The 26,019-nt window shown below is 34.8% G+C and carries 27 protein-coding genes and 1 pseudogene; 22 read left to right on the forward strand and 6 right to left on the reverse strand.

Translation table 11 applies throughout. The features are described from left to right. Positions 1-450: 450 nt before the first annotated feature. From MJG50_RS17400 to MJG50_RS17425, 6 genes and pseudogenes are all read left to right on the forward strand, one after another. A complete protein-coding gene (locus MJG50_RS17400) occupies positions 451-591 on the forward strand; it encodes a hypothetical protein (RefSeq protein ID WP_240257032.1) in 141 nt (46 codons plus the stop codon). 21 nt (positions 592-612) lie between these two features. Then, a pseudogene (locus tag MJG50_RS17405) lies at positions 613-3,504 on the forward strand (GNAT family N-acetyltransferase); the annotation flags it as partial. Further along, positions 3,491-4,345, forward strand: a complete 855-nt coding sequence (locus tag MJG50_RS17410) for an amidohydrolase family protein (protein ID WP_240257034.1) — start codon at positions 3,491-3,493, stop codon at positions 4,343-4,345. The pseudogene MJG50_RS17405 and the gene MJG50_RS17410, both read left to right, overlap by 14 nt. 368 nt (positions 4,346-4,713) lie before the next feature. Further along, positions 4,714-5,163, forward strand: coding sequence for a hypothetical protein (locus tag MJG50_RS17415; protein WP_240257035.1), 450 nt, complete (start codon positions 4,714-4,716; stop codon positions 5,161-5,163). A 30-nt stretch (positions 5,164-5,193) separates the two neighbouring features. Further along, on the forward strand, positions 5,194-5,436 hold the full coding sequence (locus tag MJG50_RS17420) for a hypothetical protein (RefSeq protein WP_240257036.1): 243 nt from the start codon (positions 5,194-5,196) through the stop codon (positions 5,434-5,436). A 370-nt stretch (positions 5,437-5,806) separates the two neighbouring features. Next, on the forward strand, positions 5,807-6,646 hold the full coding sequence (locus MJG50_RS17425; protein ID WP_240257037.1) for a PHP domain-containing protein: 840 nt from the start codon (positions 5,807-5,809) through the stop codon (positions 6,644-6,646). 452 nt (positions 6,647-7,098) lie between these two features. On the opposite strand, the gene MJG50_RS17430 is transcribed toward MJG50_RS17425, so the two are convergent. Next, the gene (locus MJG50_RS17430) at positions 7,099-7,491 is read right to left on the reverse strand and encodes a hypothetical protein (RefSeq protein ID WP_240257038.1); all 393 of its coding nucleotides are present in this window, start codon (positions 7,489-7,491) and stop codon (positions 7,099-7,101) included. A 162-nt stretch (positions 7,492-7,653) separates the two neighbouring features. On the opposite strand from MJG50_RS17430, the gene MJG50_RS17435 reads away from it, so the two are divergent. From MJG50_RS17435 to MJG50_RS17445, 3 genes are all read left to right on the forward strand, one after another. After that, a complete protein-coding gene (locus tag MJG50_RS17435) occupies positions 7,654-8,616 on the forward strand; it encodes a helix-turn-helix transcriptional regulator (protein WP_240257039.1) in 963 nt (320 codons plus the stop codon). 75 nt (positions 8,617-8,691) lie between these two features. Next, entirely contained in the window at positions 8,692-9,324 is a 633-nt protein-coding gene (locus MJG50_RS17440; RefSeq protein WP_240257040.1) for a type 1 glutamine amidotransferase family protein, read from the forward strand. A gap of 247 nt (positions 9,325-9,571) precedes the next feature. Further along, on the forward strand, positions 9,572-10,531 hold the full coding sequence (locus MJG50_RS17445; RefSeq protein ID WP_240257041.1) for a DNA/RNA non-specific endonuclease: 960 nt from the start codon (positions 9,572-9,574) through the stop codon (positions 10,529-10,531). A gap of 101 nt (positions 10,532-10,632) precedes the next feature. Here the strand turns inward: MJG50_RS17445 and MJG50_RS17450 are convergent, their stop codons facing one another. Beyond that, positions 10,633-11,118, reverse strand: a complete 486-nt coding sequence (locus MJG50_RS17450; protein ID WP_240257042.1) for a DinB family protein — start codon at positions 11,116-11,118, stop codon at positions 10,633-10,635. Between the two features lie 489 nt (positions 11,119-11,607). Here MJG50_RS17450 and MJG50_RS17455 point away from each other — a divergent pair, with 489 nt between their 5' ends. Continuing rightward, positions 11,608-12,381 (forward strand): DnaB-like helicase C-terminal domain-containing protein, encoded by a 774-nt coding sequence (locus MJG50_RS17455; RefSeq protein ID WP_345893250.1) that lies wholly within the window; start codon positions 11,608-11,610, stop codon positions 12,379-12,381. A 12-nt stretch (positions 12,382-12,393) separates the two neighbouring features. Next, on the forward strand, positions 12,394-12,819 hold the full coding sequence (locus tag MJG50_RS17460) for a hypothetical protein (protein WP_240257044.1): 426 nt from the start codon (positions 12,394-12,396) through the stop codon (positions 12,817-12,819). Positions 12,820-12,921: 102 nt separating this feature from the next. On the opposite strand, the gene MJG50_RS17465 is transcribed toward MJG50_RS17460, so the two are convergent. Next, complete coding sequence (locus MJG50_RS17465; protein WP_240257045.1) at positions 12,922-13,197, reverse strand: hypothetical protein; 276 nt, start codon at positions 13,195-13,197, stop codon at positions 12,922-12,924. Positions 13,198-13,451: 254 nt separating this feature from the next. Between MJG50_RS17465 and MJG50_RS17470 the strand changes: the two genes are divergently transcribed. The 4 genes from MJG50_RS17470 to MJG50_RS17485 are packed head-to-tail and all read left to right on the forward strand — an operon-like array spanning position 13,452 to position 16,533. Continuing rightward, a complete protein-coding gene (locus tag MJG50_RS17470; protein WP_240257046.1) occupies positions 13,452-13,895 on the forward strand; it encodes a MarR family winged helix-turn-helix transcriptional regulator in 444 nt (147 codons plus the stop codon). A gap of 52 nt (positions 13,896-13,947) precedes the next feature. Continuing rightward, positions 13,948-14,892: a ring-cleaving dioxygenase gene (locus MJG50_RS17475; RefSeq protein WP_240257047.1), complete on the forward strand. Its 945-nt coding sequence runs from the start codon at positions 13,948-13,950 to the stop codon at positions 14,890-14,892. A gap of 2 nt (positions 14,893-14,894) precedes the next feature. Beyond that, on the forward strand, positions 14,895-15,965 hold the full coding sequence (locus MJG50_RS17480; protein WP_240257048.1) for an LLM class flavin-dependent oxidoreductase: 1,071 nt from the start codon (positions 14,895-14,897) through the stop codon (positions 15,963-15,965). 1 nt (position 15,966) lies between these two features. Next, the gene (locus MJG50_RS17485) at positions 15,967-16,533 is read left to right on the forward strand and encodes an NADPH-dependent FMN reductase (protein WP_240257049.1); all 567 of its coding nucleotides are present in this window, start codon (positions 15,967-15,969) and stop codon (positions 16,531-16,533) included. A gap of 77 nt (positions 16,534-16,610) precedes the next feature. Here MJG50_RS17485 and MJG50_RS17490 read toward each other — a convergent pair whose 3' ends face one another. Beyond that, entirely contained in the window at positions 16,611-17,027 is a 417-nt protein-coding gene (locus MJG50_RS17490; protein WP_240257050.1) for a DUF1284 domain-containing protein, read from the reverse strand. Positions 17,028-17,204: 177 nt separating this feature from the next. After that, positions 17,205-17,840 carry a Vat family streptogramin A O-acetyltransferase gene (locus MJG50_RS17495; protein ID WP_240257051.1) on the reverse strand — a complete coding sequence of 212 codons (636 nt, stop codon included), beginning with the start codon at positions 17,838-17,840 and terminating at the stop codon, positions 17,205-17,207. 245 nt (positions 17,841-18,085) lie between these two features. Between MJG50_RS17495 and MJG50_RS17500 the strand changes: the two genes are divergently transcribed. The 4 genes from MJG50_RS17500 (at position 18,086) to MJG50_RS17515 (ending at position 21,452) form a co-directional block, all read left to right on the forward strand. Beyond that, the gene (locus tag MJG50_RS17500) at positions 18,086-18,574 is read left to right on the forward strand and encodes an acyltransferase (protein ID WP_240257052.1); all 489 of its coding nucleotides are present in this window, start codon (positions 18,086-18,088) and stop codon (positions 18,572-18,574) included. A 514-nt stretch (positions 18,575-19,088) separates the two neighbouring features. Further along, the gene (locus MJG50_RS17505) at positions 19,089-19,781 is read left to right on the forward strand and encodes a Bax inhibitor-1 family protein (RefSeq protein WP_240257053.1); all 693 of its coding nucleotides are present in this window, start codon (positions 19,089-19,091) and stop codon (positions 19,779-19,781) included. A gap of 281 nt (positions 19,782-20,062) precedes the next feature. Next, positions 20,063-21,274: a DUF4062 domain-containing protein gene (locus MJG50_RS17510; protein WP_240257054.1), complete on the forward strand. Its 1,212-nt coding sequence runs from the start codon at positions 20,063-20,065 to the stop codon at positions 21,272-21,274. Beyond that, positions 21,267-21,452 carry a hypothetical protein gene (locus MJG50_RS17515; RefSeq protein WP_240257055.1) on the forward strand — a complete coding sequence of 62 codons (186 nt, stop codon included), beginning with the start codon at positions 21,267-21,269 and terminating at the stop codon, positions 21,450-21,452. The genes MJG50_RS17510 and MJG50_RS17515 overlap by 8 nt, the downstream gene beginning before the upstream one ends. A 58-nt stretch (positions 21,453-21,510) precedes the next feature. Here the strand turns inward: MJG50_RS17515 and MJG50_RS17520 are convergent, their stop codons facing one another. Further along, on the reverse strand, positions 21,511-21,804 hold the full coding sequence (locus tag MJG50_RS17520) for a hypothetical protein (RefSeq protein ID WP_240257056.1): 294 nt from the start codon (positions 21,802-21,804) through the stop codon (positions 21,511-21,513). Between the two features lie 173 nt (positions 21,805-21,977). Between MJG50_RS17520 and MJG50_RS17525 the strand changes: the two genes are divergently transcribed. The 3 genes from MJG50_RS17525 to MJG50_RS17535 all read left to right on the forward strand — a co-directional run bounded on the left by MJG50_RS17525 (position 21,978) and on the right by MJG50_RS17535 (position 25,838). After that, complete coding sequence (locus tag MJG50_RS17525; RefSeq protein ID WP_240257057.1) at positions 21,978-22,652, forward strand: DUF5680 domain-containing protein; 675 nt, start codon at positions 21,978-21,980, stop codon at positions 22,650-22,652. Between the two features lie 110 nt (positions 22,653-22,762). Further along, positions 22,763-23,245, forward strand: a complete 483-nt coding sequence (locus tag MJG50_RS17530; RefSeq protein ID WP_240257058.1) for a DUF456 domain-containing protein — start codon at positions 22,763-22,765, stop codon at positions 23,243-23,245. A 220-nt stretch (positions 23,246-23,465) separates the two neighbouring features. Beyond that, the gene (locus MJG50_RS17535) at positions 23,466-25,838 is read left to right on the forward strand and encodes a polyprenyl synthetase family protein (protein ID WP_240257059.1); all 2,373 of its coding nucleotides are present in this window, start codon (positions 23,466-23,468) and stop codon (positions 25,836-25,838) included. Positions 25,839-26,019 lie beyond the last annotated feature (181 nt).

Here is a 26,019-nt window from a genome sequence, read left to right on the forward strand (position 1 = left end):
TGTTTTATTAAAAAAGTCTCGATTTATATTGTCCACTTTCTTGACAGAAGACCATAAGAAGCATAAATAAGCGAAGAAATTCCGGTTAACTGTTCTAAATTATACAAAATTTAATGATTTCATCAATATAAGAGGAAAAACTTCCTTTAATGTAAGGGAAATATAGGTTTTTCAAAATATAAACGGAATTTTTCCTTTTATTTTACTAACTCGGTGAAATTTATTTATCTGATTCATTATCAGGGGAATGTATTTGTTTACTTTCAGAAAATTCCTTTACTTCACTATTTTAAATCATGTATAGTTAAACAGTGGGTGATACCCATTATTTACTAAAATACTACAAAGGAGGAGATCAAAATGATTAAAGATTTAACTGCAGGAAGAGAAGGATTCAAAGGGAATAGGAAATGGAAAACGTAGTATACGTTGTTAATGGAGGAATACAGGATGGAATTGACAAAACGAAAAATTGAAATTATTGAGTATCATGAAGGTCTTGCAGCTGGAGTAGCAGAAATGTGGAACCTAAGTCGGGATGGATGGGGTGGAGATTCACATATTACGACTGAGGAAAAGGTACGCATATAAGAGGCAAATTCTAGTAATCTTAATCTCTACTTAGCAATGGACGGAGACGCTGTTGTAGGGTATTGCGGGTTATGTGAGTATCGAGAAGATGAGGGTGCATTGTACATTCCGCTATTAAATGTACGCACAGACTATCACGGGCAAAAAATCGGGAAGCTACTCGTTTTAAAAGCACTGGAACGAGCCATAGAATTGAAATGGCCAAGATTAGATTTGTATACATGGGCAGGTAATACAAAGGCAGTTCCACTGTATAAGAAGTGTGGATTTTTTTGGGAAGACCGTGATGATACGACTCATTTGATGAACTTTATGCCAACTGTTCTCCATACAGAGGCTGTTGCAGATTATTTTTCACATGTGAATTGGTATGATGCCAGTACAAGAGTCATTGAGGTTACTCCTGATGGATACAAAGACAATGATTTTACGTATTTCGAGTATAAGTGGGATGCAGATGGTGATACGTTACGAATGGAATTCGAGCGAACAGGACGTGGACTAAGAACGATTGAAACAAATGATTATTGTATTAGTGTTTCAATTGAAAATTTTAAACTCGTTTGCGATACAGGCTATACGGTCAAGTATCATATGAAAAATAAATCTGGAAAACCGCTTCATTTTGAACTTAAAGGGGAAGACAATAAACTGATTCAATACTCATATGAGAATTCAATTACAGTTGAGGATGAAGCAGTTGTCGAAGCTGTTTTTCATTTAAATCGTGTAGAAGAAGAGCAAAGCAACTGGAGAACCCATCCTTCTATTGTCACATATGTTTTGATAAATGGGAAAAAGGCGAAATTCGCAGTAGGGATTTTACCGAAATTGCCGGCAAAGCTTTCAGGCATTGTACCTGGTTCTCAATGCTTTATAGATGAAGAGTCTGTTTTTTATCTTGATTTAGAAAATAACTTTGATGAATCATCAATCTATACACTATCAATTCCAGAAAACGAGCTCTTGTCCTTAAAACAATCAAGCTTTACTGTATCAGTAGCTCCAAAAGGAAAGACCTCGATAGCTGTACCATATATCCTATTAAAACATGGGTTTTATGCACCTATTATTGAGGTTAAGGTAGAAAGGGCAAGTGGGCAAAACCAACATTTCACAAAGCAAATCGGGATTGGATTTAAAGGTCTAGGAGCTCGATTTTACGGGGAATGTGACGATTATTGGCATATTTATAATGGATTGTATCATGTGAATTTAAGTAAATTTGACAATGATCTCATACCTGGAAGAGTATCGAAAAATTCACAAAAAACAATCGTTATGTATCCGAAGCTTGGTAAGCCTTATTCAAGTGAGTTTTCAAAACGCAAACCACGTTTAGTAGAGTATAAGGAAGAAGATGGTGCAATTGTTTTATCTGCTACCTATGAATCTTTAGATTTTAAAAATATAGAATTAATCAGTGTTTCAAAGCTCTATGCGGAAGGTTTAATGGAACAATCCTACGTAGTACGAAATAAAAATCATTCAGATACGGTGGATCCGATTTGGATTTATCAGCCTATCTATCATAACTTGCATAAGCCTGTTTTTGTTATGAATGATCAGGTTGTAAAAGTGGATGATCCAGCCTCTTCGGATTACGGCATATGGAGTAGTTCGAATCTAACTGAAAATTGGTTATTCTCACGCTATGAGTCATATCCACATGGAATATCATGGCCACAAGATGCAAATATTCATTTTGAATCTTGGTATATGTATGTAGAACTTGAACTTGGCCATATTCAAGCAAATAGTGAGCTTATAACGAAGCCTGTTTATTATTCAATCGGGTCCTATCAAAGCTGGGAAGAATTTCGGGAATTCACATTAAGAAAAACGTTACGGAAAGCGGCTACAGTCGATGACCTATTGTTACAAACAAGCGATTCGGAAATCAAGTTAGTTGACCGAAAGGCTGGTTTCATACAAGGTGAGGTTTCATTACAAAATGGAGAAAATATTTCACTAACAACAGCGGATGAAAAAAGAGAAGTTCGTGCTTTGCATGAGAAAGAAACTTCTCCACTTTCTACCTTAATCGCAGAATATGAAATTAATGGAGTGAAAGATTCTAAAAAAGGATTACACATTAATCCTACAAACCAAGCAATCTCGCTACAAAAGGAAGTACGAGATGGAGTAGAAATCCTTGTAATTAATAATGGAGAACTATCGATTGCAGCTGCAGCTAGCTTTTATCCCGCGTTATTTTCTCTTAAAATTCGAGGGAAAGAATGGTTAGATAGTTCATTTCCAACACTTCAGCCAAGGTCCTGGTGGAATCCATGGAGTGGTGGACTTCGGTTCAACCTAGAAGGGATTAATTATAAATCCTTTGCAAAGGAGAAAACAGGTGTTGGAGAAGGATCACTTATTGATCATGAAGGAAGGCTTTGGAAGGGAATAAAACTATCAACTGTTTTTGCGGAACATGAAAGCTATAAAGGTCTAGGTATTCATCAATACTTCGTGATGCTGCCGGGTATACCATTACTTGCATCCGTTACTAAAATTGTTCAAAACACAGGCATGTATTTTCATTATAAAGATTGGTGTACAGAAGGCAAATTTAAACTTGGATGGGTAAAAAATGCAGGCAGTAATAGAAAATATATTGGTGGTAAATCGGAGCTTCAAACGACCTTATCCAATCATGTAATCATAGGTTCAAAGAATGATGACCAGCTATTGCAAGTCATCAGTGATCGTGAATCAGTGGAAGTTGAAGCTTATATGAACAAAGAAGTTATGTTAGTAAATATTTGGGGAGAAATCCAAATGGCTAATGAAACAAAATTCCTATCTGCTCCATCATTCCTTCTAGGCTCTAACGAGATTTTAAGTACTGATGAGGTACAGGATTTACAACGAATAATATTTAAAGAGGCCAAAAATGAAGATAATTGACGCGCATATTCATTATTCAAATATAAGAAGTTTTCATGATACTGCGACAGAGTTGTCTAAGGTTGATTATTCTTTTAACGGAATTCAAAAGGAATTCAAAGATAATAATGTCGTATTAGGAATTGCAATGGGGGTTACAGAAAAAGCTGGGGAAGGTTTTCCTGACTCAGCTTCCCCAACTCCTATGGGAATTGATCTGACGGAAGAAATTCCGAATAATATTGTATATTGTGCAGGAATTAATCCGTTTCGTCTTGATGAAGCTGCACTTTTGCAAGTAGAGAAGGATGTCCAGAAGCCTGAATGTGTGGGCATTAAAATCTACTTAGGGTATTACCCATTTTATGCATATGATGATGTGTATGAACCTGTATACAAAATTGCAAAGAAATATAATGTCCCAGTTGTGTATCATACTGGGGATACGTATTCAGAACGTGGCAGACTACGATTCTCTCATCCATTAGCAATTGATGAGGTTGCCGTTAAGCATCGAAACATGACAATCATGATGGCTCATTTCGGAGATCCATGGGTGCTTGATGCAGCAGAGGTTGTTTATAAAAATTCCAATGTATACGCTGACCTTTCGGGACTCGTTGTCGGAGCAGATGGCGAAATCAAGCGTCTACAGGAAACAAGATTTTTTGATCATCTCTTACATGCCTTAACCTTTACAAATAACTATGAGAAGTTTTTATTTGGAACAGATTGGCCGCTTACGCCTATAAAACCATATATTGAATTCATACAGGACATTATTCCGAAGGCATATCATGAGGATGTTTTCTACAATACTGCGATCAATGTATTTCCTAAAATTAAGTCGTTATTAAAATAAGGGGATAGGGGATTTTAAGTTAAAAAAAAGGAATATAGAACTGAATAATGAAATAGAAAAAATAGATCTTATGCATTTCTATTATAGTTATATCTATGCCCATTTCAATCCGAGGTGCGTTAACTATTTTGAATAATTATTAGAACTTTTGTAAGCTTCATAAAACAGCGGACTGCAAAAAACTTATTCCTCCACAACGATCAAGCATTACGGTCAAAGTATTAGATTTGTAAAATATTATTTATCTTAGATAGAGTTCGTTTAATAATAACGAACTCTTTTTTAGTATTTGTATATGTTAAACTGAATATATGGATTACTTAGAAAATTGGATCGATGGGATATAAACCCCATTAAGGGGGAAGAGAATGAAAAAGTCTATAATTACTTTAATAGCGTTAATTGTTTTAGCAGTTGGAATTTATTTTGTTATAGGTCTATTTTATGTAAAACCACCTACACCAATACTAACGGTCGAAGATAAAAAGGTTGAAGGCATACAAGGGTCATACTGTTGGGATGGATTACTTTATTCAGTTTGTGCTGATACAAGTTCTCCGCCAGAAATGATTAAAAATCAAGACCTAAAACCTATTGTTGTCTCTTCACAATCTAATTTGAAAATAGAATATAAAAACAAACCACAAGAAAATGCAGTAAAAGTAAATCAATGGCTCACAAATGGAAATACAAAAGATGTTCCAATAAATGATAATGCGATTCAGTTGCCAAAAGAAAAAGGTGTATTTGTGTACGATGTTTCTGCAAGATGGGAAAAAGGAAGTTCGAGTTATGCCTTTGTAGTTGAAGTTAAATAAAGATATGAATGTCAAATGAGGTGAGTAGTAGTGGGTTTAGAATCTCTTGTTTTTTTTGGATATTTGTCAGTTGCGATTTCTTTTTTTTCCTTTGTTTTGGGTGTTGTAAAACGGTCTTGGTTATCAATGGTTATTAGTGCTGTAACATCTCTACCAATTGTTTTTTATTTTCTTGGTGGTAATAACGAATGGTTAAAGTTAATTTGGTTTTTGCCTATTTTATTACTCACCTTCGCATTTATATTTTGGTGGTATAAAAAGAAAACATTATAAACAATAAAACAGTAACCAAACGCATGGCTCACTCCAGGCGTTTTTATGTGCAATTATAATGATTAACTTTACCGATATTTCAAATTTTTCTAGATTGAAATTTTAAATGTGAACTTAAATTTTTCCACGTTATCTGAACTATTTAAATCTAATTAGAATCATTTTTTTATGCAGTATTAATTTACCAACTAATACATAACTTTGCTATTTTAAAGATAGCGAAAAGAAGATTTTAACAAAAACGCAACCGATTTCACTTTGAATCGACAATTTTAATAGGGGGTGTAAAAATGGATGGTATCATACAACTAATCAATATATAAGAAAAAAAGAATTAGACATTCAATTACAAGTTAGAGGTGAAATTATAATGTACGCAGATTTACATATTCATTCACACTATTCCGATATTACCCGTTCTCCTGAGGAAATTGTCAAGAAGGCAAGAGAGCTCGGCATTGACTTATTATGTGTAAGCGACCACAACACAACAACAGCTTATAACGAGCTTATACCTTTGTGTAAAGCGAACCAAATTAAATTAATTCGAGGGGCAGAAATCTCTACCTCTTTTGAAGATAAAGAATTTCATGTCCTTGCTTATGACTTCAATTTTGAAAATAAAGAGATAATTGATATTTGTAAACAATGCGAGACGGTTTATGCTGATATTGATTTAGAATTAATAAAAAAGATGAGTGTTGATTACAAGGAAATAAGTATAGAAGATTTTAATTCTTACAATCGAAATCTAAAAAACGGTGGTTGGAAAGGTTTTGACTACCTAAAGTGCAAAAACTTAGTTATTGATGTTCCAAGTTTTTTTAAGCTCATCAGTGATTATAATATTAAACCAAAAAATTCATTTCCATCAATAGAATATGTAATAAATGTAATACATAATGCAAATGGTAAAGCAGTTATTGCCCATATCGGAGAAACAATGAAGAATAATCTTTTTGAAATAGAACCTCGTTTAAAAAAACTTAAAAATATGGGCGCAGATGGCTTTGAATGTTATTACACAACTCATACAGAAGAAACAACAAATGTTCTTATAGACTTTTGTCAAAAAAATAATATGTTAATAACCATAGGCAATGATGACCACGGTGGATTTAACAATAGATCAAATGTCATATATGAAATGGGGGCAATTAAGGTTGATTTTAGTAAGTTGAATTTGAAAGATATTGAGATTTTGAGTTAACTTTAATAACCATACATGTTAGCACAAAACAGGCTTTTTTCATTATAATAAAAAATCGCCATTAAAAACGGTGCGGTGAGCTCTACTATCTCTTCAGAGCAAATAACTTGTCTTGAAAAAGGCTGACAATTTTATCGTGTTTTTAAAGAAAGGGATTACAGAATAGTATAGCTATTGTTTCGTTAACGGGGCCAATAGTGAAAAGGCGACGAAGACGTCCGTTGCCTTTTGCCATCTAATTCTAAAAATATTTTCTATAAAATTCTCTTCTAATTCGAAGAGACAAACTTGATGGCTTTAGATGTTCACTGGATTTTGCTAAGTATTCACAATCAGTATTATTAAAAATCCTTTTCTTCAAAAAAAAATCTTACCACATGAAAAAGGAGAATGAATTCATTAAGAATTCATCCCCTCAAATAGTTTGAATATGCTAATATTGATATTATTCATCAATGTCTTGCTAAACGTTTTTCAAAATCCGCCTTAAACAACAGAATAGCATCAATATTTACTGCAAAATCGTGGTCACTGATATTAAAATTAGTTGTAAACTCGTCAGACTTCTCACGAACCATAATTGTCGGACGGATATTGTCTCCAATAGCGTCCTTAGTTACAGTACTTCCATAGAAATACCAGTTAGTTTGAGTAGGCACATTTGCGGCATTCTTAGATAAGTCATTTTTTATTAATTCGCATAATTGAACCATAAAATCTTCATTAAGCTTAATGGTTTTTCCATGCTGACCATCAACAGTAATATCAGCATATCCATACCAAATATTCCTGCTCGAATACTTTCCGTCATTTGAAGTGTATGTTTCATCAAACAAAATCTTCATTTCATTACCCTCCGTTAGTATAAAATTTCTTCACACTATTATACACCTATTAGAAAATGTAAAGTAGCTTGCTGTTAAATTAATTGCAAGTCATAGTAATAAGTAGGAAAAATATTTGGTAAACGTTATGATAAAATAAATTCCATATAGGGGTGGATTTATATGCCTAAAATTGACAATATGTTAGCAATTTTATGGATGCTTCGTTCAGGTGAAAAAATTACTGCAAAACAGATTTCAGAAAAGTTAGAGATGAATATAAGGACTGTATATCGCTATATTGATACAATTTCAACAAGTGGCGTACCTATAATTTCAGAACCAGGTCATAATGGTGGATACACTCTATTGAACAATTTTATTGAGGCTCCACTTTTTTTTGATTTTGAGGAGCAAACTTCACTATTTCACGCTGCTGTTTTTGCAGAAGAAGCCGGATATTATGGTGGTGAAGCACTAAGTAGGGCCATTTCAAAACTAAGTAAATACTCAAATCAAGAGCAGGAAACAAAGATAAACCAACATTTAACTAGTCTTGAAGTAATAAGTCGATTAAGTTCTCTCTCTATGGAATCTTTTTTGAAGGAGTTGGAGCAGGCCTTAGCTGAAGGGTACTCAGTAAAAATTCTTTACCATAAACGTGGCGAAAAGCAATTAAATTATAGATTGGTCGATCCGTACAGAATTATCTATTGGAATAATAAGTGGTATGTGATTGGATTTTGCCATCTTAGGAATGATATCCGTAGTTTTAGAGTAGATCGAATTGAAAGTCTATTGCTAACTGAAAATAAGTTTAACCGGCCAGAAAATTTTTCAGCACGTGACTTTTTCATAAAAAATCTTCTTCCAACTATAGAAGATAAGGAAGAGATTATTTCTTTGGTTATTAATGGGGATAAAAGTGTATTGGCTGATGTTTGCCAACATTGGTTTTTAGGACATTATTTACAAGAACGGACTTCAAATCAAGCAGTTTTTCTTCTTGAAAAAGATATGATACATACATATGTACCTTATTTACTTTTACCGTACAATAAATCTATTAAAGTTATTGAGCCAATAAGTCTTAAGAAAAGACTTGTTGAAGTTCTGTCGGAATTAATAAAATTTCATCAAGTATGAAAACTTCCCTGACGTTAACTGTCAGGGAAGTTTTATTATAATAGCTATATCAATTGTGATTGGAGTGTTATTTGGATGCAAACAAAAAAAGTTTTTCTATATGTATTTAATACAATGTCGGACTGGGAATATGGTTATCTAATTGCTGAACTAAACACAGGAAGATATTTCAAAAAAGATTTAGTACCTTTAAAAGTAATTACAGTAGGAGCTAATAAAGAAATGATTACTACTATGGGAGGACTGAGCATAAAACCAGATATTTCCCTTGATGAATGTACTCTTGAGAGTAAAGATCTTTTAATTTTACCAGGTGGGACTACTTGGAATGAAAAAATTCATCAACCTATCTTGGAAAGAATTGGCCAAGCTTTAAAGCTTGGAACTATTGTTGCTGCAATATGTGGTGCAACTGAGGCCCTTGCGAATATTGGGTACTTAGATACTAGAAAGCATACAAGTAATAATTTAGAATACACTAAAATGGTATGTCCAAACTATAAAGGAGAAGAGTTCTATGAGGTGGGATCTGCGGTATCTGATGCGAATTTAGTTACTGCATCAGGAATAGCTCCTCTGGAATTTGCGAAGGAAGTACTGAAAAAATTAGATGTATTTGCACCAGATACATTACATTCATGGTATAACCTAAATAAGACACATAAACCTGAATACTTCTTCCAGTTAATGAATTCAATAAATAATTGATGTAACTGAAAAGCTCAATTTCTCTATTTTGTTTTGCAGAGAAGTTGGGCTTTTTAATTTTGAATTTCCTTATTGTTATAAATCCGCATTTTACTGACGCCACCCTTTAATAGACCTTTAAATTTGTCTACTGAAATAAAGTAAATCTTGGAATATACTATTATTAACATGTTAATAGTGTTAATCTATATTACATTCCATGATTTTTAGAATGATCAGTATGAAACTAATATAGGAGAGTCCTCGAATGAAAAAGAAAATGAACTATTTAACCATACTTATAACAATCATCTTTATAGTTGGTTGTTCCAACGTAGAAGATTCGTCCATTACGGATGTAGAAACAAATCCACAAGAAGAAACAACAGTTGAAACAAATAAAGATAGTAAAATAGAAGAAACTATCACTTCGGTTGTTGATGAACCAGCAGTAGAGGAAACACCGACTCAATCAAATATTGAACTGTTCTCAGGATACAAACTTATTGAAGTTGATGGTGGTGATTTGTCAGGACATCGTGAACCTAACGTCGTCGTTGACATTGGTTATGGGGACCGTGAATATTGGGCATTTACGAATGAACACGGGCAATTAGTACGTGTCGTTGCTAAAGAAATCATTTTACAAGATGACAGTACCGAACCTGTATTATCATCTGGCAGATACTACTCTGATGAGGCTAAGGTTCTAGGTGTCGAAAGTGATGTTTTAGATGAGGGACATATCATTGCTGATTCTCTCGGAGGGGTATCGAATGCTTATAATATTACCCCACAAGATAGTACGCTCAACCGACATGGTGATCAAGCTTATATGGAAGACGCGATCCGTAAAGCAGGTGGAGCCACTAATTTTGAAGCAATTATCATATATCCGAATACGGAAACGCAGATTCCTTCAAGTTATCAGTATAGCTATGTATTAATGGGTAACAAGATCGTTGATACATTTGACAATGTGAACCCTGATGAAGTAAATGCTTCACTCGGTTTAACAGGCAGCGGATCTTCTAAATCAAATAGTTCAAACACAAATTCAACTAGTCCAAATACAAACAATGATATTTCAAGTGTTGATACAAACGGTAATGGACAAGTGACGATTAAAGAAGCAAAAGCTGCAGGTTTTAGTATGCCAATAACGAGTGATCATTGGTTATACCCCTATATGGACGATCGTGATGGGGACGGTATGGTAGGTGAGTAAACCTCTGGAGGGAAAATAAATCAACGTAAATTTTGGTGCCTGACCCCCAATGAATTAATAATGCTTTAGCGTAGCGGGGGTAAGGCACTGTTTTCATTAAATTATAATCTTTTAACTTGCTCAATTTTTAATCCGAAAATTTGAGGAGGCTCAATTTTGTTTAATTGCAAATAAGTAGAAATTTGTCCACGATGATGGGTTTCATGTTCTGGAATTGCCATAAGTATTCTCCAAACACTAATTTCATGACCATGAAGGGTTAAAACCTTTTTTGTTAATGTCTCATTACCAATTCTCAACAATCCTGTCGTAAGTTTAATCAGACATGCTTCTAAATAATTTGAAATCTCATCAAGAGAAGCTCCCTTACCAGTATCATGTCCTGTGTATATCCACGAACCATGTTCAAATATACCGAGAAACATCAATCGAGATGATGCGATATGTCGTAATAAATCACCTGTAGAAAATTTATCTTCAGAAGGCTTCCAATCTAAGAGTTCATTAGGTATTACTTTCACATATTGCATCGTTCGTTTATGAATCCCATCTAAATATTTTACATATTCCTTTATATCATGAATCATGTTTCCACTCTCCAATTCTTTAGACTTTTTACTTTATATTCTTTGTTGAGTGGAAATAATCCTTTAGAAACACTACAAGGGAACAGAGGATTTTACGATACGTCAAAAAGATATTCTACGTAACGTAGGCAATAAGAAGAATAATAAAAAAATAAAAACAACAACAAAAACAATATGCTCTTTACCCAGATATAGATTATAATCCGCGAAAATGATTTCTAACTTAAATAGTTGAAAAAGACAAAACAGCAACCAAAGTAATTGTGGTTGTTGTTTTTTTATTGTCAGAAAAATTCACACAATAAGATGCCCCTTTTTCCTTATACATCCCTATAACCCTGTTGAATTGGTAGATCAATTTAGCGGTGAAAGGAAAGTGGTTGTGATGGCAAAGTTTAGAATGATACCAACTGATTTTTGGATGAATCCAGTCATTTCTGAGGAGATGTCTCGCCACTTAACACCCCCAGGGGTTGTTTGAAGTGAGAGATTCCTAATACGGGTGGATTTCAGGATGGGGAGCTAACGATACTTGCAGCAAGACCATCGATGGGGAAAACCGATGTTATGCTCCATTTTGCGAAGGTAGCGGGGTGGGCAGGATATTTGCCAATCATCTTTTCATTGGAAATGCCTGAACACTTAATTACATCACGATTAATTGCCTCAACAGGAGGCTTTAACCGTACAAAAATGCGGGATCCGAATAAAATGTTAAGCCAAAAACAAAAGACTAAATGGCCAGATGTGATTGGTAATCTCAACGAAACAACTATCCAGATTTTCGATGGTGCCGGACAATCAATTCCTGAAATAAGAGCAAAAGCACGTAAAATGGTGAACCAATTTCCTAATCGGAAACCAATCATTTTTATAGATTATTTAACATTGATCCGTTCAAGTGATTTTTATGGTGGGAGTTCACATTTACAAGTTTCCGAAATATCAAGAAATTTAAAGACAATGGCAAAGGATTTTGCTTGCCCAGTTATTTGTCTGGCTCAGTTAAATCGTTCAGTTGAATCAAGAGCCAATAAAAGGTCAATGATGTCAGATATTCGAGAATCGGGAAGTATTGAACAAGATGCCGATCTCATCTTGTTCCTATACCGGGAGAAGTATTATGACAAGAATTTGGATGATTCAACACTCGAAATCATTCTTTCAAAAAATCGAAATGGTCCAGTAGGTACAATTCCTGTGAAATACAACGAATATACAGGGGAATTAGAGGAGCTTAAGGAATCAAATATTTCTATTTAGGGGTGTAACCAGATGAATGTGAAAGAATTATTCCATGATTGTTTACAATATGAAGAATCGGCATTGGCACATTACATACACCATTTACTAACAGAGCGTTTAATTTCATTAGAGGACAACATATCCAAACTAGACTTGGATTTAGCTGATCATCAGAAGGTAGCGGATATGATTGAAAAAAATGTGTTGGGATTTCATAAAATGAATATATATTCACTTAAAATGAATGAGAGGGACTTTGTCTTCATATTTGCACGGAATTCTCAGGAGGCAATCAGATTTTACAGACGAACATTTCACCATACACCTTTGAACTGTCACAAATTCCAATTAGATGTCGAGTTTACGAGAGGAAAGGAACTCATTTCGTTCCGAGAAATGAGGAAGGAATTTAAGAGCTTTCCTGCTGTAGTTGGGTGTTATAAGAGAGTGAGTTAGAGAATGAGAAAAGTCTATATGTAAAAACTACCCCAATCGAGATAGTTTTTACAAATAGACATTCTAATTTATCACTCATATTATAAGGGATATTTGCTTACTTTATTTTTCTTTCCTAAATGCGACAATAGCTGTTTTTAATGCTGCATAATTCCCGATAGCTGCATATCCATAAAACCATCCCATAAAAATACCCGCAACTAAGTGGTTACGGTGACTTATAAAAATAGAGAATAGTAAACCTAAAACTAATACTACTGTTGGGACGAACTTTTTAGGGATGTGTAAAAGTACTTTCATTAATTGAGTCAAAATCATGATGACTGGTATAGCTATTACAGCATCCCAAAAGTTTGTATGTATTGTTGGAAAATCCATTTATTAACACCTCTTTATGTAATTGTGCCACGCTAGTTTGCATTTTAATAAAAAAACCTACTTTGCAAGGTTTCTATTTACATACGAGCTATTCGTCCGTAACAATATTTGACTCATCCCTTAGTCCATTCCATAAAATTGCCTACTATATACAATAACCTATAAATATAAAATTATCCTTAATTCAAGATATTTCTCTTGCATTTCTATCAATTGAGTAGTAAAGTGATATTAAGAAGAGGGAGTGAAACAATATGCGAAAAAATACTCGTGGATCATTAATCTGGCTGCGACTCACTCGATTCACTCATCAAAGTAACTTACTTTCAAATGAATTTTTAAAGCAATTTGATTTAACAACCGCACAATTTGATGTATTAATGCAAATCTCAACATATGAACCATTAACACAAAGTGAGCTAGCTGAGAAAGTAACAGTGACCCATGGCGGTATTTCGCGTATGCTCGCTCGCCTTGAAAAAGAAGGACTCATTGAACGTAAGCAAGAGTGGAAAACAAAAACGATCTCGTTAACGAAGAAAGGATATGAAAAACTAGATCATGCATTCGAAGCTCAGCTGGAGTTTCAATCCTCATTCTTTGACGACTGTTTATCTAAAGAAGAACAACAAACATTATATTCGCTCATGTCTCGTGTACAAAAAAATAGCGAAAAAAAGAAATTGCTGAATAGGTAATTTTTTTTACTCCCTCAATTGACTAATCAAATGATAATTAGGAGGAAGGCATATGAATACAATTTCTGGACATCATCATATTTCAATGATTACTAAAAACGCAAAACAAAATAATTACTTTTATCGTGATGTACTTGGTTTACGGCGTGTGAAAATGACAGTAAATCAAGATGACCCATCGATGTATCATTTATTTTACGGAGATAAAACAGGAAGTCCTGGTACAGAGTTATCATTCTTTGAAATTCCACTTGTAGGACTTACTTACCGAGGTACAAATGCTATCACCCAAATCGGTTTGCTTGTACCAACAGAAGCGAGCTTAACCTATTGGAAATCACGTTTTGAGGAATATGGTATACAACATAGTGACATCACAACGTATGCAAATAGGCCAGCGCTTCACTTTGAAGATTCAGAAGGTCTTCGTATGGTGTTGTTAGTGTCAAACGGAGAGAAAGTAGCACATTGGGGAACATGGGAAAAATCAACCATACCGATAGAACATCAAATTCAGGGGATGGGCTCAGTAGAAATGACAGTACGCCGACTTGATAAACTAGCGCGAACACTTACTGAAGTTTTTGGCTATACAGAACTGTCACGTACGAAAGATGAAGCGATCTTTCAATCGATACAAGGCGAGGTGTTTGGTGAAATCGTTGTGAAATCTTTAGATGGTCCTACTGAAAAACCAGGGCGAGGCAGTATTCATCATTTAGCAATTCGTGTTAAAGATGAAGAAGAGCTTGCCTACTGGGATGAACAAGTAAAAGCACGTGGGTTCCATTCATCAGGTATTGTCGATCGCTTCTACTTTAAAAGCTTATACTTCCGCGAATCAAATGGTATTTTATTTGAAATTGCAACAGACGGACCGGGTTTTACAATCGATGGAAATATCGAAACACTTGGTGAAAAATTAGATTTACCACCGTTTTTAGAAGGGCGTCGTGCTGAAATTGAAGAAAACCTACAACCAATAGAGGAGAAATAAGAATGGAAAAATATCGCATCGATCCAACAAAAGGTATGGAATTTGGACTGTATTCTTTAGGTGACCATATTCCAAACCCAATCACAGGTGAACGTATTTCAGCTCAAGCTAGAATTAATGAATTAATTGAGGCAAGCAAACTAGCAGAGCAAGCTGGTATTGATGTATTTGGTGTTGGAGAAAGTCATCAAGCATATTTTACAACCCAAGCTCATACCGTCGTTCTAGGTGCCATTGCACAAGCAACAAGTAAAATTAAAATAACAAGCTCTGCAACAGTATTGAGTGTTTCAGACCCTGTACGTGTGTATGAGGATTTCTCCACAATCGATTTAATTTCAGACGGTCGTGCAGAAATCGTTGCAGGCCGTGGCTCTCGTGTAGGTGCTTATCACTTACTTGGCGTTGATTTACAGGATTACGAGGAAATTTTTGAGGAGAAATTAGAGCTCCTCAACAAAATAAACGAGCAAGATCATGTTACATGGCAAGGCGAATACCGTGCTCCTTTACAAAACGCTCATTTACTGCCTCAACCGAAAAATGGCTCACTTCCAATATGGCGTGCAGTCGGTGGACCACCTGCAAGTGCTATTAAAGCAGGATTGATGGGGATTCCGATGATGCTGACTACATTAGGAGGACCAGCAATTAACTTTAAGCACTCCGTTGATGCATATCGTGAGGCTGCAAAACGCAGTGGCTTTGATTCAAAAACATTACCGATTGCAACAACAAGCCTATTTTATGTTGCGGATACAACTAAAGAAGCATTGCAGGGCATGTACCCACATATTAATGGCGGGTTTCAAGCAATACGTGGTGGCGGCTATCCTAAACAGCAATTTGCCCAAGCACCTGATACACGTGATGCGCTAATGGTCGGCAGTACTCAACAAATTATCGAAAAGATGCTTTACCAATATGAACTTTACGGGATGCAGCGCTTTATGGCACAAATTGACTTTGGTGGTGTACCCTTTGAGAAAATTATGAAAAATATCGAAATCATCGGGAATGATATCATGCCAGCGATAAAAAAATATACAGCCGTTAACGAAAGGGGAAAATAACATGAAAATTGTCGCACTAGCCGGGTCGATCATAGGTTCTAAGACAAAAACAGCCATGCTTAAAACGGTGGAAATTTTTGCTCAAAAATACCCTGAACATGAAGTCACACTTTTAGATTTAGCCGAATACAAAGTGGAATTTAGTGATGGGCGTAATTACTTTGAATATGAGGGAGATACGAAATATGTGACAGAGACAATAATGTCAGCAGATGCAATTATTATTGGAACACCAACATTCCAAGCATCCATTCCGGCAACACTGAAGAACATCTTCGACTTACTACCAGTTAACGCTTTCCGTGACAAAGTCGTTAGTAGTATTGTGACAGCTGGTACAGCAAAGCATTATTTAATGGTGGAGCAACAATTAAAACCAATCTTAGCATATATGAAAGCTCATATCGTTCCAACATATGTATTTATTGAAGAGAAAGATTTCATTCGTAAGGAAATTGTGAATGATGATATCCTTTTCCGTCTAGAACGTTTAGTTGAAGATACAGTGTTAACAGTTGAAGCTTTCGAGGGTATTCGGATGAAAAAAGACGAAGAATATGATTTTTAAGGATCGTCTTGAGATATAGTATATGTTTGCCCCCAGTCTAAAACACTGGGGGTGGACACTACATAAACCATGGTTCATCATTTTACTTCTCTTAATCTCTTTCCTTCAAGAATGTCTTGAATTCCTTCTTCACATACACCGTAGGAGCGCCAGGAACAGGTTTCACAGACAAGCCGAATATCGGAGGGGATAACATGTTTTCGGACGCAGGATTCAATATCCTCCCATTTTAGTGTTAGTCCGATTTTCAGTCCCAATTTCTCTAAAATAACAGCATCTCTTTCATAGATTTCGTCGTCCTGACAGTGGTATTTACCTGAGTTGGGGTACTTTTCACATAGTTGGTCTGGTCCTTTTACAATTTCAATATAGGTGCTTGGGTTGTTTCGTAAGGTTTGATGCATCCGAGTCATATTTTCCGCGTATTCTTTCGAATAGCCCATTCCCCGATAGCCCAACAGGCAAAAAAGGTGATGTCCTCGTAGCTTATACATTTTTTTCTCCTAGTTTGATAGTTTTAGTTACGCATAATTGTTAACCCAAATAAATTATAAGTTTACATATTTATTATAGCAAATGTATGAAAAAAAGATATGATAATTCATCTAGAGGTTCTAGGTCAACAGAATTCTGAACGATCTAAAAGGAGGCCCTACTATTTCTACCGGTTGCTATTTAATATCCTTTATTTTTCCCAGATCCCCACTGCATAAAGTTTCTAGATTATCAAAAATTTTTCGATCAGACCAATCCCACCATTTAATGGTAAGGAGATAATCGATGAGTTCGTCATCAAATCTTTTCTTCATTATTTTGCACGGATTCCCGCCTGCAATATGGTAAGGGGGAACATCCTTGACAACGACAGAATTAGCCGCAATGATTGCTCCATCACCAATATGCACTCCGGGCATTACGGTGACATTTTGACCAATCCATACATCATTTCCAATTACAGTATCACCTTTAAAGGGTAAGTCTGCCAAGGTTGGGGTCGATTTCTCCCAACCATTTCCCATAATATTAAATGGATAGGTAGTGACACTACACATTCTATGGTTTGCCCCATTCATAATAAATTCAATACCCTTTGCAATTGCGCAAAATTTTCCGATAATCAGTTTATCTCCAATAAATTCATAGTGATGCGTGACATGGTCTTCAAACTTTTCAGCACCGTTAATGTCATCATAATAGGTATAGTCACCGATCATAATATTTGAACGTGTTACAACATTTTTAATATAGCATATACTTTTAATTGCCTCATTCGGGTAGATTGCATTCGGATTAGGTCCGTAATTCATATAAAATCCCTCCATTGTTTTTTGACATTAATAATGTGTTTCGATAAGTTAATATCATTATGGCAGTTTAAAAAATGGGTAGCAATTGTTTTAATAAGTGCAAATTCTTTTTATGCTAATGAAGCAGATTAATATAAGAGAGAGATAGCTCCCATGTCGAGTTTGAACGAAAATATAATGTAACATAATAATAATAATTAATCCTATGTGATATATTAAAAAAATAGCCAAAAGGAGCACCATTCATGAAAAAAAGGATATGGCATTTTTTTGTAAACGTATTAGCAGCTTCAATAATAACACCTTACAAAATAAGAAAACTCATTTATACAAAAGCAGGGTTTAAAATACAAACGGATAACATTTTCAGCAATTGTTACTTTGAATCGAACAAAGTAATAATTGGAGAAAACTCCTTTGTTAACAGTAAATGCCACTTCGAAAATGAAGATTTTGTTGAGATTGGAAGGAATTGTAGCATTGCATTTCAAGTTGTTTTTTGTGCTAATTCACATAAGTTTGGTAGTGCTAATCAGCGTGCTGGAGAACACATTTCACTACCTATTAAAATAGGGGATGGCTGCTGGATTGGTGCAAGAGTAATGATCTTACCAGGAGTAACAATTGGAGATGGCTGTATCATCGCTGCTGGCTCAGTAGTAACGAAAGATTGTGAACCTAACGGAATATTTGCTGGTGTCCCTGCAAAAAGAATTAAAGATCTTCCGTTGTGAAGGTCTATATCGTAAGCTATTGTGAAGTAATGTACTCAAGCTAGCAAGTAGAATTGTTAAAAAGAAAGAATTAGTCAGTGTAGAAAGATAAATGTAAAATCTTAAATTAGGTAAAGCGAGCGATTCTTGACAAATCAAGGGTCGTTTTTTCTTATTAAAGAAATTATTAGTGGAAGCAGAGGAATTAGTAAAGTTAATGAAGAATTAAAAGACAAGTATTCTATTCTAACCTTGCAACTAGCATACCCTCCTTACCCAATTAATCCTCAAAAGGAAATACGCTTACATTCTTAATTGAATCGTGGGTAATTAGTACTCCTACTTCAGATCTTATTTATTATGATTCGGTCCTTTAGTTATGGAAAAAATAGTTATTTTTTACTCTTTCAAACAGGATAATAAAACTATTACAATTATGTTGTTATTGGTAAAAAAATCATAATGGTTGGATAATCTTACCATGGTTTTTGAAATAATTGATTGTACGATAGCTGATTAAGAGGGGGCAGGTTTATTGGTTTTTGAGACGTTGTTTAGTAAAGTTTTTATCATTTTGACAATCCAATTATTAATCACATTTATTTTCTGCATTCTAACTATTGGATATTTTAAGCTCGCTTATCGGAAAGGTGCTTCATGGATAGGGGCAACAAATAATCAAAAGGGACAGAAAGATTTACATATAAATTGGAGTGTCATTAAACCTTATTTTTATCTTTTTTTGGTAGCGAATATCGCTGTATTTATTGCTCTATTGTTTAATCGTGACAACATTAACATTTCGATTTTATTGTTTTCAATATGGTCGATCTTAAATGGAATTCAAGTAGCGTTAGGACTTATATCTGTTGATGAAAATTTGGGAATGAAAGTGCTTGGTATTACAGTTTCTGTTACATTTGGAACAGCGTTAATTGGGCTATACTCAGGTGTGGATTTTAGCTTCATGGGTAAATTTTTATTGATTGCTTTAATTCTTCTGGTAATCGTGAATATTGTGCGTTTATTTATTCGTATCGATGGGATAAAACGCAAAGTTATTTCAATTTTCGGTATTGTATTATTTACGTTATATCTGATTTACGATTTCAATAAAATCACATTAAGGGAAAATACATGGCTTAATGCACTAGATATCAGCATCGACCTGTATCTAGATATCTTAAACCTATTTTTATATCTATTAGATTTTTTTAGTAATAAATGATAAATTTCTAGTTTGGTAGGGAAAATGAATATCACTAACGAATAAGAGGTAACTTCCCCATAATCCTTGGAATGTTGATGGGAGGTTACCTCTTTTTTTGAAGATTAGTAGGCTCAAGGGACAAATAAATGGAAATAATTTTACCCTTTTTGGTCGAATTTTTGATATAATTAATTATAAGAACAAATATTCGCACGTTTTAAAAAGGGGCATTTTAGCCGAAAATTCCGAGCCTAGGAATAACCAAAAAATAGCATTTCTATCCAAAGGGGGATGTGTAATTGAATATTGATGTTACCAAAATTTTCATTAGTTCTTCCTCTCAGCAAACCCTTCAATCTCTAAGAGAAAGAATTAAATCCGCTTTAGAAAATACTGGTCATGAAACTGTTATGTATGAATATGGAGATATGGGTCTGTATACGAATGACCCAAACCAGGATTGTTTAGACAGGGTAAAAGATAGTGACGTACTCGTTTTGTTCATTTCTAATAGAGCAGGTAGTTTGAGCCGTAGCAATCCTAATATTACGATTACATATGCAGAATTTATTACTGCGTTAATGAATGATAAAATTGTCATCCCGGTCGTGGAAACACAAATACTTACCTTTTATAAGGAACATATAAAAGATGAATTAGATCGGGCTATTAACAAATTTGAGGAAGAGCATGATCACGAACCAAGATACACTTATCCAATCGTTAAAGCCCTATTGGATAAACATAAAAGTAAAAATACTGTCTTTCATAATAAAATCAAGGGAATGTCTGTTGATGATTTTATATGGGCATTTGTCCATGATTGCTATAAAATGACGAGATGGACTTATAATTACAACATAGCTGATACCCCTGATCTTTGTAATTTTCTTTTAAAAGTGTTAAGTCAAGTCTTACGAAAAAGCACAAAATTTTATCTTCATGAAAAAGAAATCACTCAAAACCTTATGCTTTATGATGAACTTTCAGTGTATCAGGACTCTGTATCTAATTTTATGAAATGTATTAAGAACTCAACACTCAACTTACCGTTATTTTTTAAAACTTTAACCTTGTATTTACCAAGCCAATCAATATATGATCCTTACAGTGATTTCGCGGAACATCCTAAACCAATTGTGAATATTTCTGAATGTAAAGCAATTACACTATATAAACGAAATAATGATGTCTTAACTTTGGTTGATTCATATGGCTGCAATACACCAACTTTGGAATTTGAAAAAGAGGATAAGCATTCATTTGTTGCTCAAACTTATAATAAAGATATGAAACATCAAGAACATATTTTTTACTCTGAAGATAAACAAATGATATATTTGACAAAAAAAGTAGGAGAATTAGTTTTGTCTTGTCATTTTCAATTGTCAGAGGTATGGTCGAGTCGTCGAGTTAACAGCTATGAAAATGATATTGTAAGTGCTATAATGGAGAAAAGGCAACCATTTGATTTTGCAATAGATCTTTTAGGAGGGATGTTAAATGAGTAAGGATAATGTGGTTTATATTGGTTCCACTCCAAAGCATCTAACTCGTATCGCAAAAGAAACGAATATGAGAAAAAATTCCGAAAACAATAGACGATTACTTGAATCACTTGGATACTATAATCATTCAAATACACACGAAAAAGCACCAGGCGGTATGGTAACTGTGAAAAAAGCGTGAGATTCCCACGCTTTTTTTATTTCTCGACCTATAGGGGGTTATAGCATGGTGATTTTTCTTAAATTGTAAAATTAACTTCTCCATCCTCATTTATTTCAACAGTTGTATAGCTCTCAAATGTCTTCATGTTTGTGATTTCGTGTTCAAAGGGACTTGCAAAATTCCTCATATACTGGTTATATACTTCAGGATTTTTAACAATATGATAAAAAAAGGTCTTTTTTCCTTCATCTTCATTTATTGATCTAAATAAAAATTTATTATCAAATTGCTCTTTAAACCATTCTCTAGCTTCCTCATGATTATTGAAATTAGGCATACGTTCACTTATGAAATGTTGATCATTGTCCATTGAAAACACCCTTTCATTTTCTTAGCATTTAGTATGTCCGCCACATACCATTCAATTCGTATATAAAGCGTAGAATACGCCTGTAACCAATGGTTTGCATAAAAGAACTTATTAGGTGCTGGTGCAAATAACTATACATTGATAAGCTAAAAATAAAAGGGAGGAATACAAACATGAATTTATCTAGTAAAATTCAAGTATTAAGGAAAAAGAATGGTTTTTCCCAGGAGGAACTTGCGGAGAAATTAGGTGTATCAAGACAAGCTGTTGGAAAATGGGAATGTAATCAAACACTACCCGACATCGATAATTTGATACGCCTCAGTGCGATATTTAATATTACAATAGATCGTTTAGTCAAAGATGATGATCAATGTAATAAACTAATTGAAGAAAAAGGTAGGCATGATATCGATATACTTATTGATTTTTTGATTAAAGCAAAAAAAGAAACGTATGCAGGTGGAAAGGGAGAGGTTGACTCTTCAAGACCACATTCGAATGATCTGCAGTTTGAAGAAGGAGCCTATTTATATTACGATACATATCTCGGTGGGGAGTGCTTTGTAGGAGAAGAAGCAGTGTGGGTGAATAACAAACCTATCTGGGCATTGAATTATTCAGGTCGTGTAATCGGTGATAATTTTAGTGGTGATTTTTTGAAAGAGGCACTTTCTATGGTCCCAAAAGAAATGCCGTATAGGGGACCCGGTTTTTTTCAGAAGGGTTTGTACAGTTATCACTGTAAAGTCGATGGAGAATTCTCTTGGTTTCAAGGATTTGAAGAAATTTACTACAATGATCTGAAAATATATGAATGTTACATACATGGAGGAAAGATAAAATAAAAGTTATGAGTAACTCAGGCCATCCTAAGTTGATTTTCCGATTTGCTAATAGATTCTTTAATTCATTTATATTAAAATTCATAATGAACATACAAAGGCGGTGCTGATTTTTGGATATTGTACTTTGGATACTTATTATTGCATGCTTTATTGTTAGCTATGTAGGTCTTGTTTATCCAATCATTCCATCTGTGGTATTGATATGGATTGGGGCGTTGATTTATCATTTTGGAATTAATGCAAGTGAACTAGGATGGATTACATGGACGATGCTTGTGTTAATGACAATCGTGTTGTTTGTCGCCGATTATTTAGCGAATCTTTATTTCGTTGATAAAGCAGGTGGTACAAAATGGGGAACAAGAGCAGCGACAGTTGGGTTAATTGTCGGAAGCTTCATCATACCTCCATTTGGTGTAATCATCGTGCCATTTGCGCTAGTGTTGCTAGTTGAATTAATCCAAAAGAATACATTCAAACAGTCAATAAAAGTCGCTTTTGCAACTTTAGTTGCCTTTTTAAGTGGAACCTTCGCAAAAATCATCATTCAAACGATTATGATTATTGTATTTTTACTCGGAGTATTTGTGTAATTATATACCATGTATAGTAGCCTGTCCTTTTAGTATGTTTATTATCTGAAGGACAGGCATTTTTTTTTGAAACCTTTCGTATCTTCTATACGTAGAAAAGATTAGGACTTTTATACCTCCACATTGGTGGAGTCGTTACAAATAATGTGGGATATTTGACTATATTTACTATCTTTTGCATATAGATTTTAAACAACTTTAAAGTAGAGGTATTACGTATATGATTAAGGAGTTAACGATAAATGCTGATTCTTGTTATCGGTTAGCCGAAGAAAAGGCTGAACAATATTTCAAAATACTTTACACCCAAGTTACCGAGAAGACATATGTTCCTACGATAACTAAGGATATACAAGCTTGGAAACACAATCATCTTCGCCATCCATTGTTTTCCTTTTTTATGCGTGGTAAAGGGAAACCTGACTCGTGGGAATATCATAAGTATATTCAGTGGATGAATCAATCAGGGAAACTAGACAATTACCTTGATCGGAGCATCGCCTATATTTTCATGCGAGATTTAGGGAAAGCCCTTGATGCACCAGATACTAAAACAAGGATTAACAAGTCTGTTCTTAAGATAAAAAAACATTTAATTCAATCAACGAAAATGGATAAAACAGAAACATTTAGTATGGCAAATCTGTACCGGATGGCGCAGAAGGATGGCGTTGAATCAGCAATGATTTGGGTTATTGACAAACTGAAGACCGTCTCTTCCAATATTCCAAAAGAATTGGATGGGGCCCAGGTTCAGAGGAAAATTATTAAGCTTATTGCTGGTGTGATCATGCAAGAGGTTATTGAGATGGGTTCTGACATTTCACAAGATGAACGTACTAGGAGACTTGATAAAGCAATAAGGCTCGGATATTACTATGGCTTGACTTACCCTTTTATTGATGATCTTCTCGATGCAAAAATTTTATCACCAGCTGAGGAGAAGCAATATTCAGAGTTGATTCGAACCACTCTGACAACTGGAATTGTCCCGAAGTTGGGGGTGTGGAGGGGAAGTAATAAGGAATTGATTCAATATATCCATTCTGAGCTTCGAGATGCTTTTCAATATATCAAAGGCCAACAGCAGGGAGAGGCAAGAAATTACTTTTTCGAACAATCCTATTTATTTTTTCATTCGCAAGAGGTAGACAGAGCTAAGGATTTGTCTTATGAAAAGTACACGAATGAAGAAATTTATATACCAGTAATTCTAAAATCAGCTTCGTCCCGTTTAATTGTCCGTTCCATTATCAGCGCCACACCGAATGAGGATATTGATAACAGACTCTTTTACTACGGGATCTATAATCAATTGGCAGATGATTTTGCAGACATGTTTGATGACTTGGAAGCTGGTGCGGTCACACCTTATACGTATTATCTAAAATATCATGACAAGCGGCCGGATCTTATTAACCCATTTGAATTATACTGGACAGTTATATCTTATTTAATTCATAATGTGTATCGCTCTGATTCTAAAACATGCGAGATTATTTTGAACCGAGCAATCAATGGTTTGAAACGCTATAAAGAACGGATGGGAACGAAAAAATACAACGAGGTTATGGAACTACTTGCGCAAGGACATCCTGATTTCAATCGGATCATCCAAAAAATGGTTCAAAAAGCAGATGATGTTGACTTCTTCGATAAACTGCTACGAGATCATATGTTAACCAATTTGAAAAATGAAAAGATTGAAGAGGATGAGTTTTTAACTACAATTGAGACAGTCCGCGAGGAGATTAATACTATTTTACAAATTCCAAAAAGCGAACACGATTTCTTGACGAATGAGAAAATCACGGATGCTGCAAATTATAGTCTTGCTGGTGATGGGAAACGACTCAGGCCAGTTGTAACTTGGATGATGGGCATTCATGAATTTCGTTTGGAACAGACGGCAATCGTACCACTTTTAAAATCTTTGGAATATATGCATACCGCATCATTAATCTTTGATGATCTTCCATCCCAGGATAATGCCAATATCCGGAGGGGACGTCCAACACTTCACCATAAGTATACGAGTGCAATTGCTGAATTGACAGGGCTTTTTCTAACGCAGAAGGCAACCGTAGAACAAACAGCTCTAACTCAGTTTGATTCAAAGGCTGTGCTAAGCTTGATTCAATATTCCTCACAAACGACCGCTGAAATGTGTAAAGGGCAGGCAATGGACATAGATTCTAAAGGGAAACAATTGACATTGGAACAATTGAATTTGATGTCCTATTATAAAACAGGTTTAGCCTTCGAGGCATCCCTATTAATGCCTGCAATTCTAGCCGAAGCAGATGAAGCTAAAAAAGATTCCTTAAAACAATTTGCCTACCATGCTGGCATAGCATTCCAAATTAAAGATGATTTACTAGATGTTGAAGGAAATCTAGAAAGGTTAGGAAAGCCAATTGGAAAGGATGCTGAAAACAATAATTCAACATTTGTGTCAATTTTAGGTATTGACGGAGCTAGAAAGGCAATGTGGGAGCATTATTGTCTTGGAATCGAAGCATTAGAGTTGGTTCCACAAAATACAACATTCCTGAAGCATTTATTAAAATACTTTGTGAATCGTGATCATTGAATAAGAAAAGCGCAAGCGCCTTATCCAGGCCCGACAAGCAAATGTTCTGATGCAAAAAAGTCGCTCTTTGACTTTTCTTGCATCAGGTTATTTGACCTCGAGGGACTAGGCGCTGGAGCTAGACATTTATGCGCGAAATTTTCTACTTTCTTATATTTTCAATGAAGACTTACCCGGTGTA

The sequence above is a fragment of the Fredinandcohnia quinoae genome, assembly GCF_022427965.1.
Taxonomy (GTDB): Bacteria; Bacillota; Bacilli; order Bacillales; family Bacillaceae_L; genus Ferdinandcohnia; species Ferdinandcohnia quinoae.

Bases quoted from the DNA above. Each gene is read 5' to 3' on its own strand.
- MJG50_RS17480 (WP_240257048.1), top strand. From the start codon at position 14,895: ATGGAAAAATATCGCATCGATCCAACAAAAGGTATGGAATTTGGACTG.
- MJG50_RS17430 (WP_240257038.1), bottom strand. From the start codon at position 7,491: ATGAAGATTTTGTTTGATGAAACATACACTTCAAATGACGGAAAGTAT.
- MJG50_RS17440 (WP_240257040.1), top strand. From the start codon at position 8,692: ATGCAAACAAAAAAAGTTTTTCTATATGTATTTAATACAATGTCGGAC.
- MJG50_RS17435 (WP_240257039.1), top strand. From the start codon at position 7,654: ATGCCTAAAATTGACAATATGTTAGCAATTTTATGGATGCTTCGTTCA.
- MJG50_RS17425 (WP_240257037.1), top strand. From the start codon at position 5,807: ATGTACGCAGATTTACATATTCATTCACACTATTCCGATATTACCCGT.
- MJG50_RS17525 (WP_240257057.1), top strand. From the start codon at position 21,978: ATGAATTTATCTAGTAAAATTCAAGTATTAAGGAAAAAGAATGGTTTT.
- MJG50_RS17535 (WP_240257059.1), top strand. From the start codon at position 23,466: ATGATTAAGGAGTTAACGATAAATGCTGATTCTTGTTATCGGTTAGCC.
- MJG50_RS17520 (WP_240257056.1), bottom strand. From the start codon at position 21,804: ATGGACAATGATCAACATTTCATAAGTGAACGTATGCCTAATTTCAAT.
- MJG50_RS17445 (WP_240257041.1), top strand. From the start codon at position 9,572: ATGAAAAAGAAAATGAACTATTTAACCATACTTATAACAATCATCTTT.
- MJG50_RS17400 (WP_240257032.1), top strand. From the start codon at position 451: ATGGAATTGACAAAACGAAAAATTGAAATTATTGAGTATCATGAAGGT.
- MJG50_RS17465 (WP_240257045.1), bottom strand. From the start codon at position 13,197: ATGGATTTTCCAACAATACATACAAACTTTTGGGATGCTGTAATAGCT.
- MJG50_RS17460 (WP_240257044.1), top strand. From the start codon at position 12,394: ATGAATGTGAAAGAATTATTCCATGATTGTTTACAATATGAAGAATCG.
- MJG50_RS17515 (WP_240257055.1), top strand. From the start codon at position 21,267: ATGAGTAAGGATAATGTGGTTTATATTGGTTCCACTCCAAAGCATCTA.
- MJG50_RS17500 (WP_240257052.1), top strand. From the start codon at position 18,086: ATGAAAAAAAGGATATGGCATTTTTTTGTAAACGTATTAGCAGCTTCA.
- MJG50_RS17470 (WP_240257046.1), top strand. From the start codon at position 13,452: ATGCGAAAAAATACTCGTGGATCATTAATCTGGCTGCGACTCACTCGA.
- MJG50_RS17485 (WP_240257049.1), top strand. From the start codon at position 15,967: ATGAAAATTGTCGCACTAGCCGGGTCGATCATAGGTTCTAAGACAAAA.
- MJG50_RS17410 (WP_240257034.1), top strand. From the start codon at position 3,491: ATGAAGATAATTGACGCGCATATTCATTATTCAAATATAAGAAGTTTT.
- MJG50_RS17415 (WP_240257035.1), top strand. From the start codon at position 4,714: ATGAAAAAGTCTATAATTACTTTAATAGCGTTAATTGTTTTAGCAGTT.
- MJG50_RS17490 (WP_240257050.1), bottom strand. From the start codon at position 17,027: ATGTATAAGCTACGAGGACATCACCTTTTTTGCCTGTTGGGCTATCGG.
- MJG50_RS17495 (WP_240257051.1), bottom strand. From the start codon at position 17,840: ATGAATTACGGACCTAATCCGAATGCAATCTACCCGAATGAGGCAATT.
- MJG50_RS17450 (WP_240257042.1), bottom strand. From the start codon at position 11,118: ATGATTCATGATATAAAGGAATATGTAAAATATTTAGATGGGATTCAT.
- MJG50_RS17475 (WP_240257047.1), top strand. From the start codon at position 13,948: ATGAATACAATTTCTGGACATCATCATATTTCAATGATTACTAAAAAC.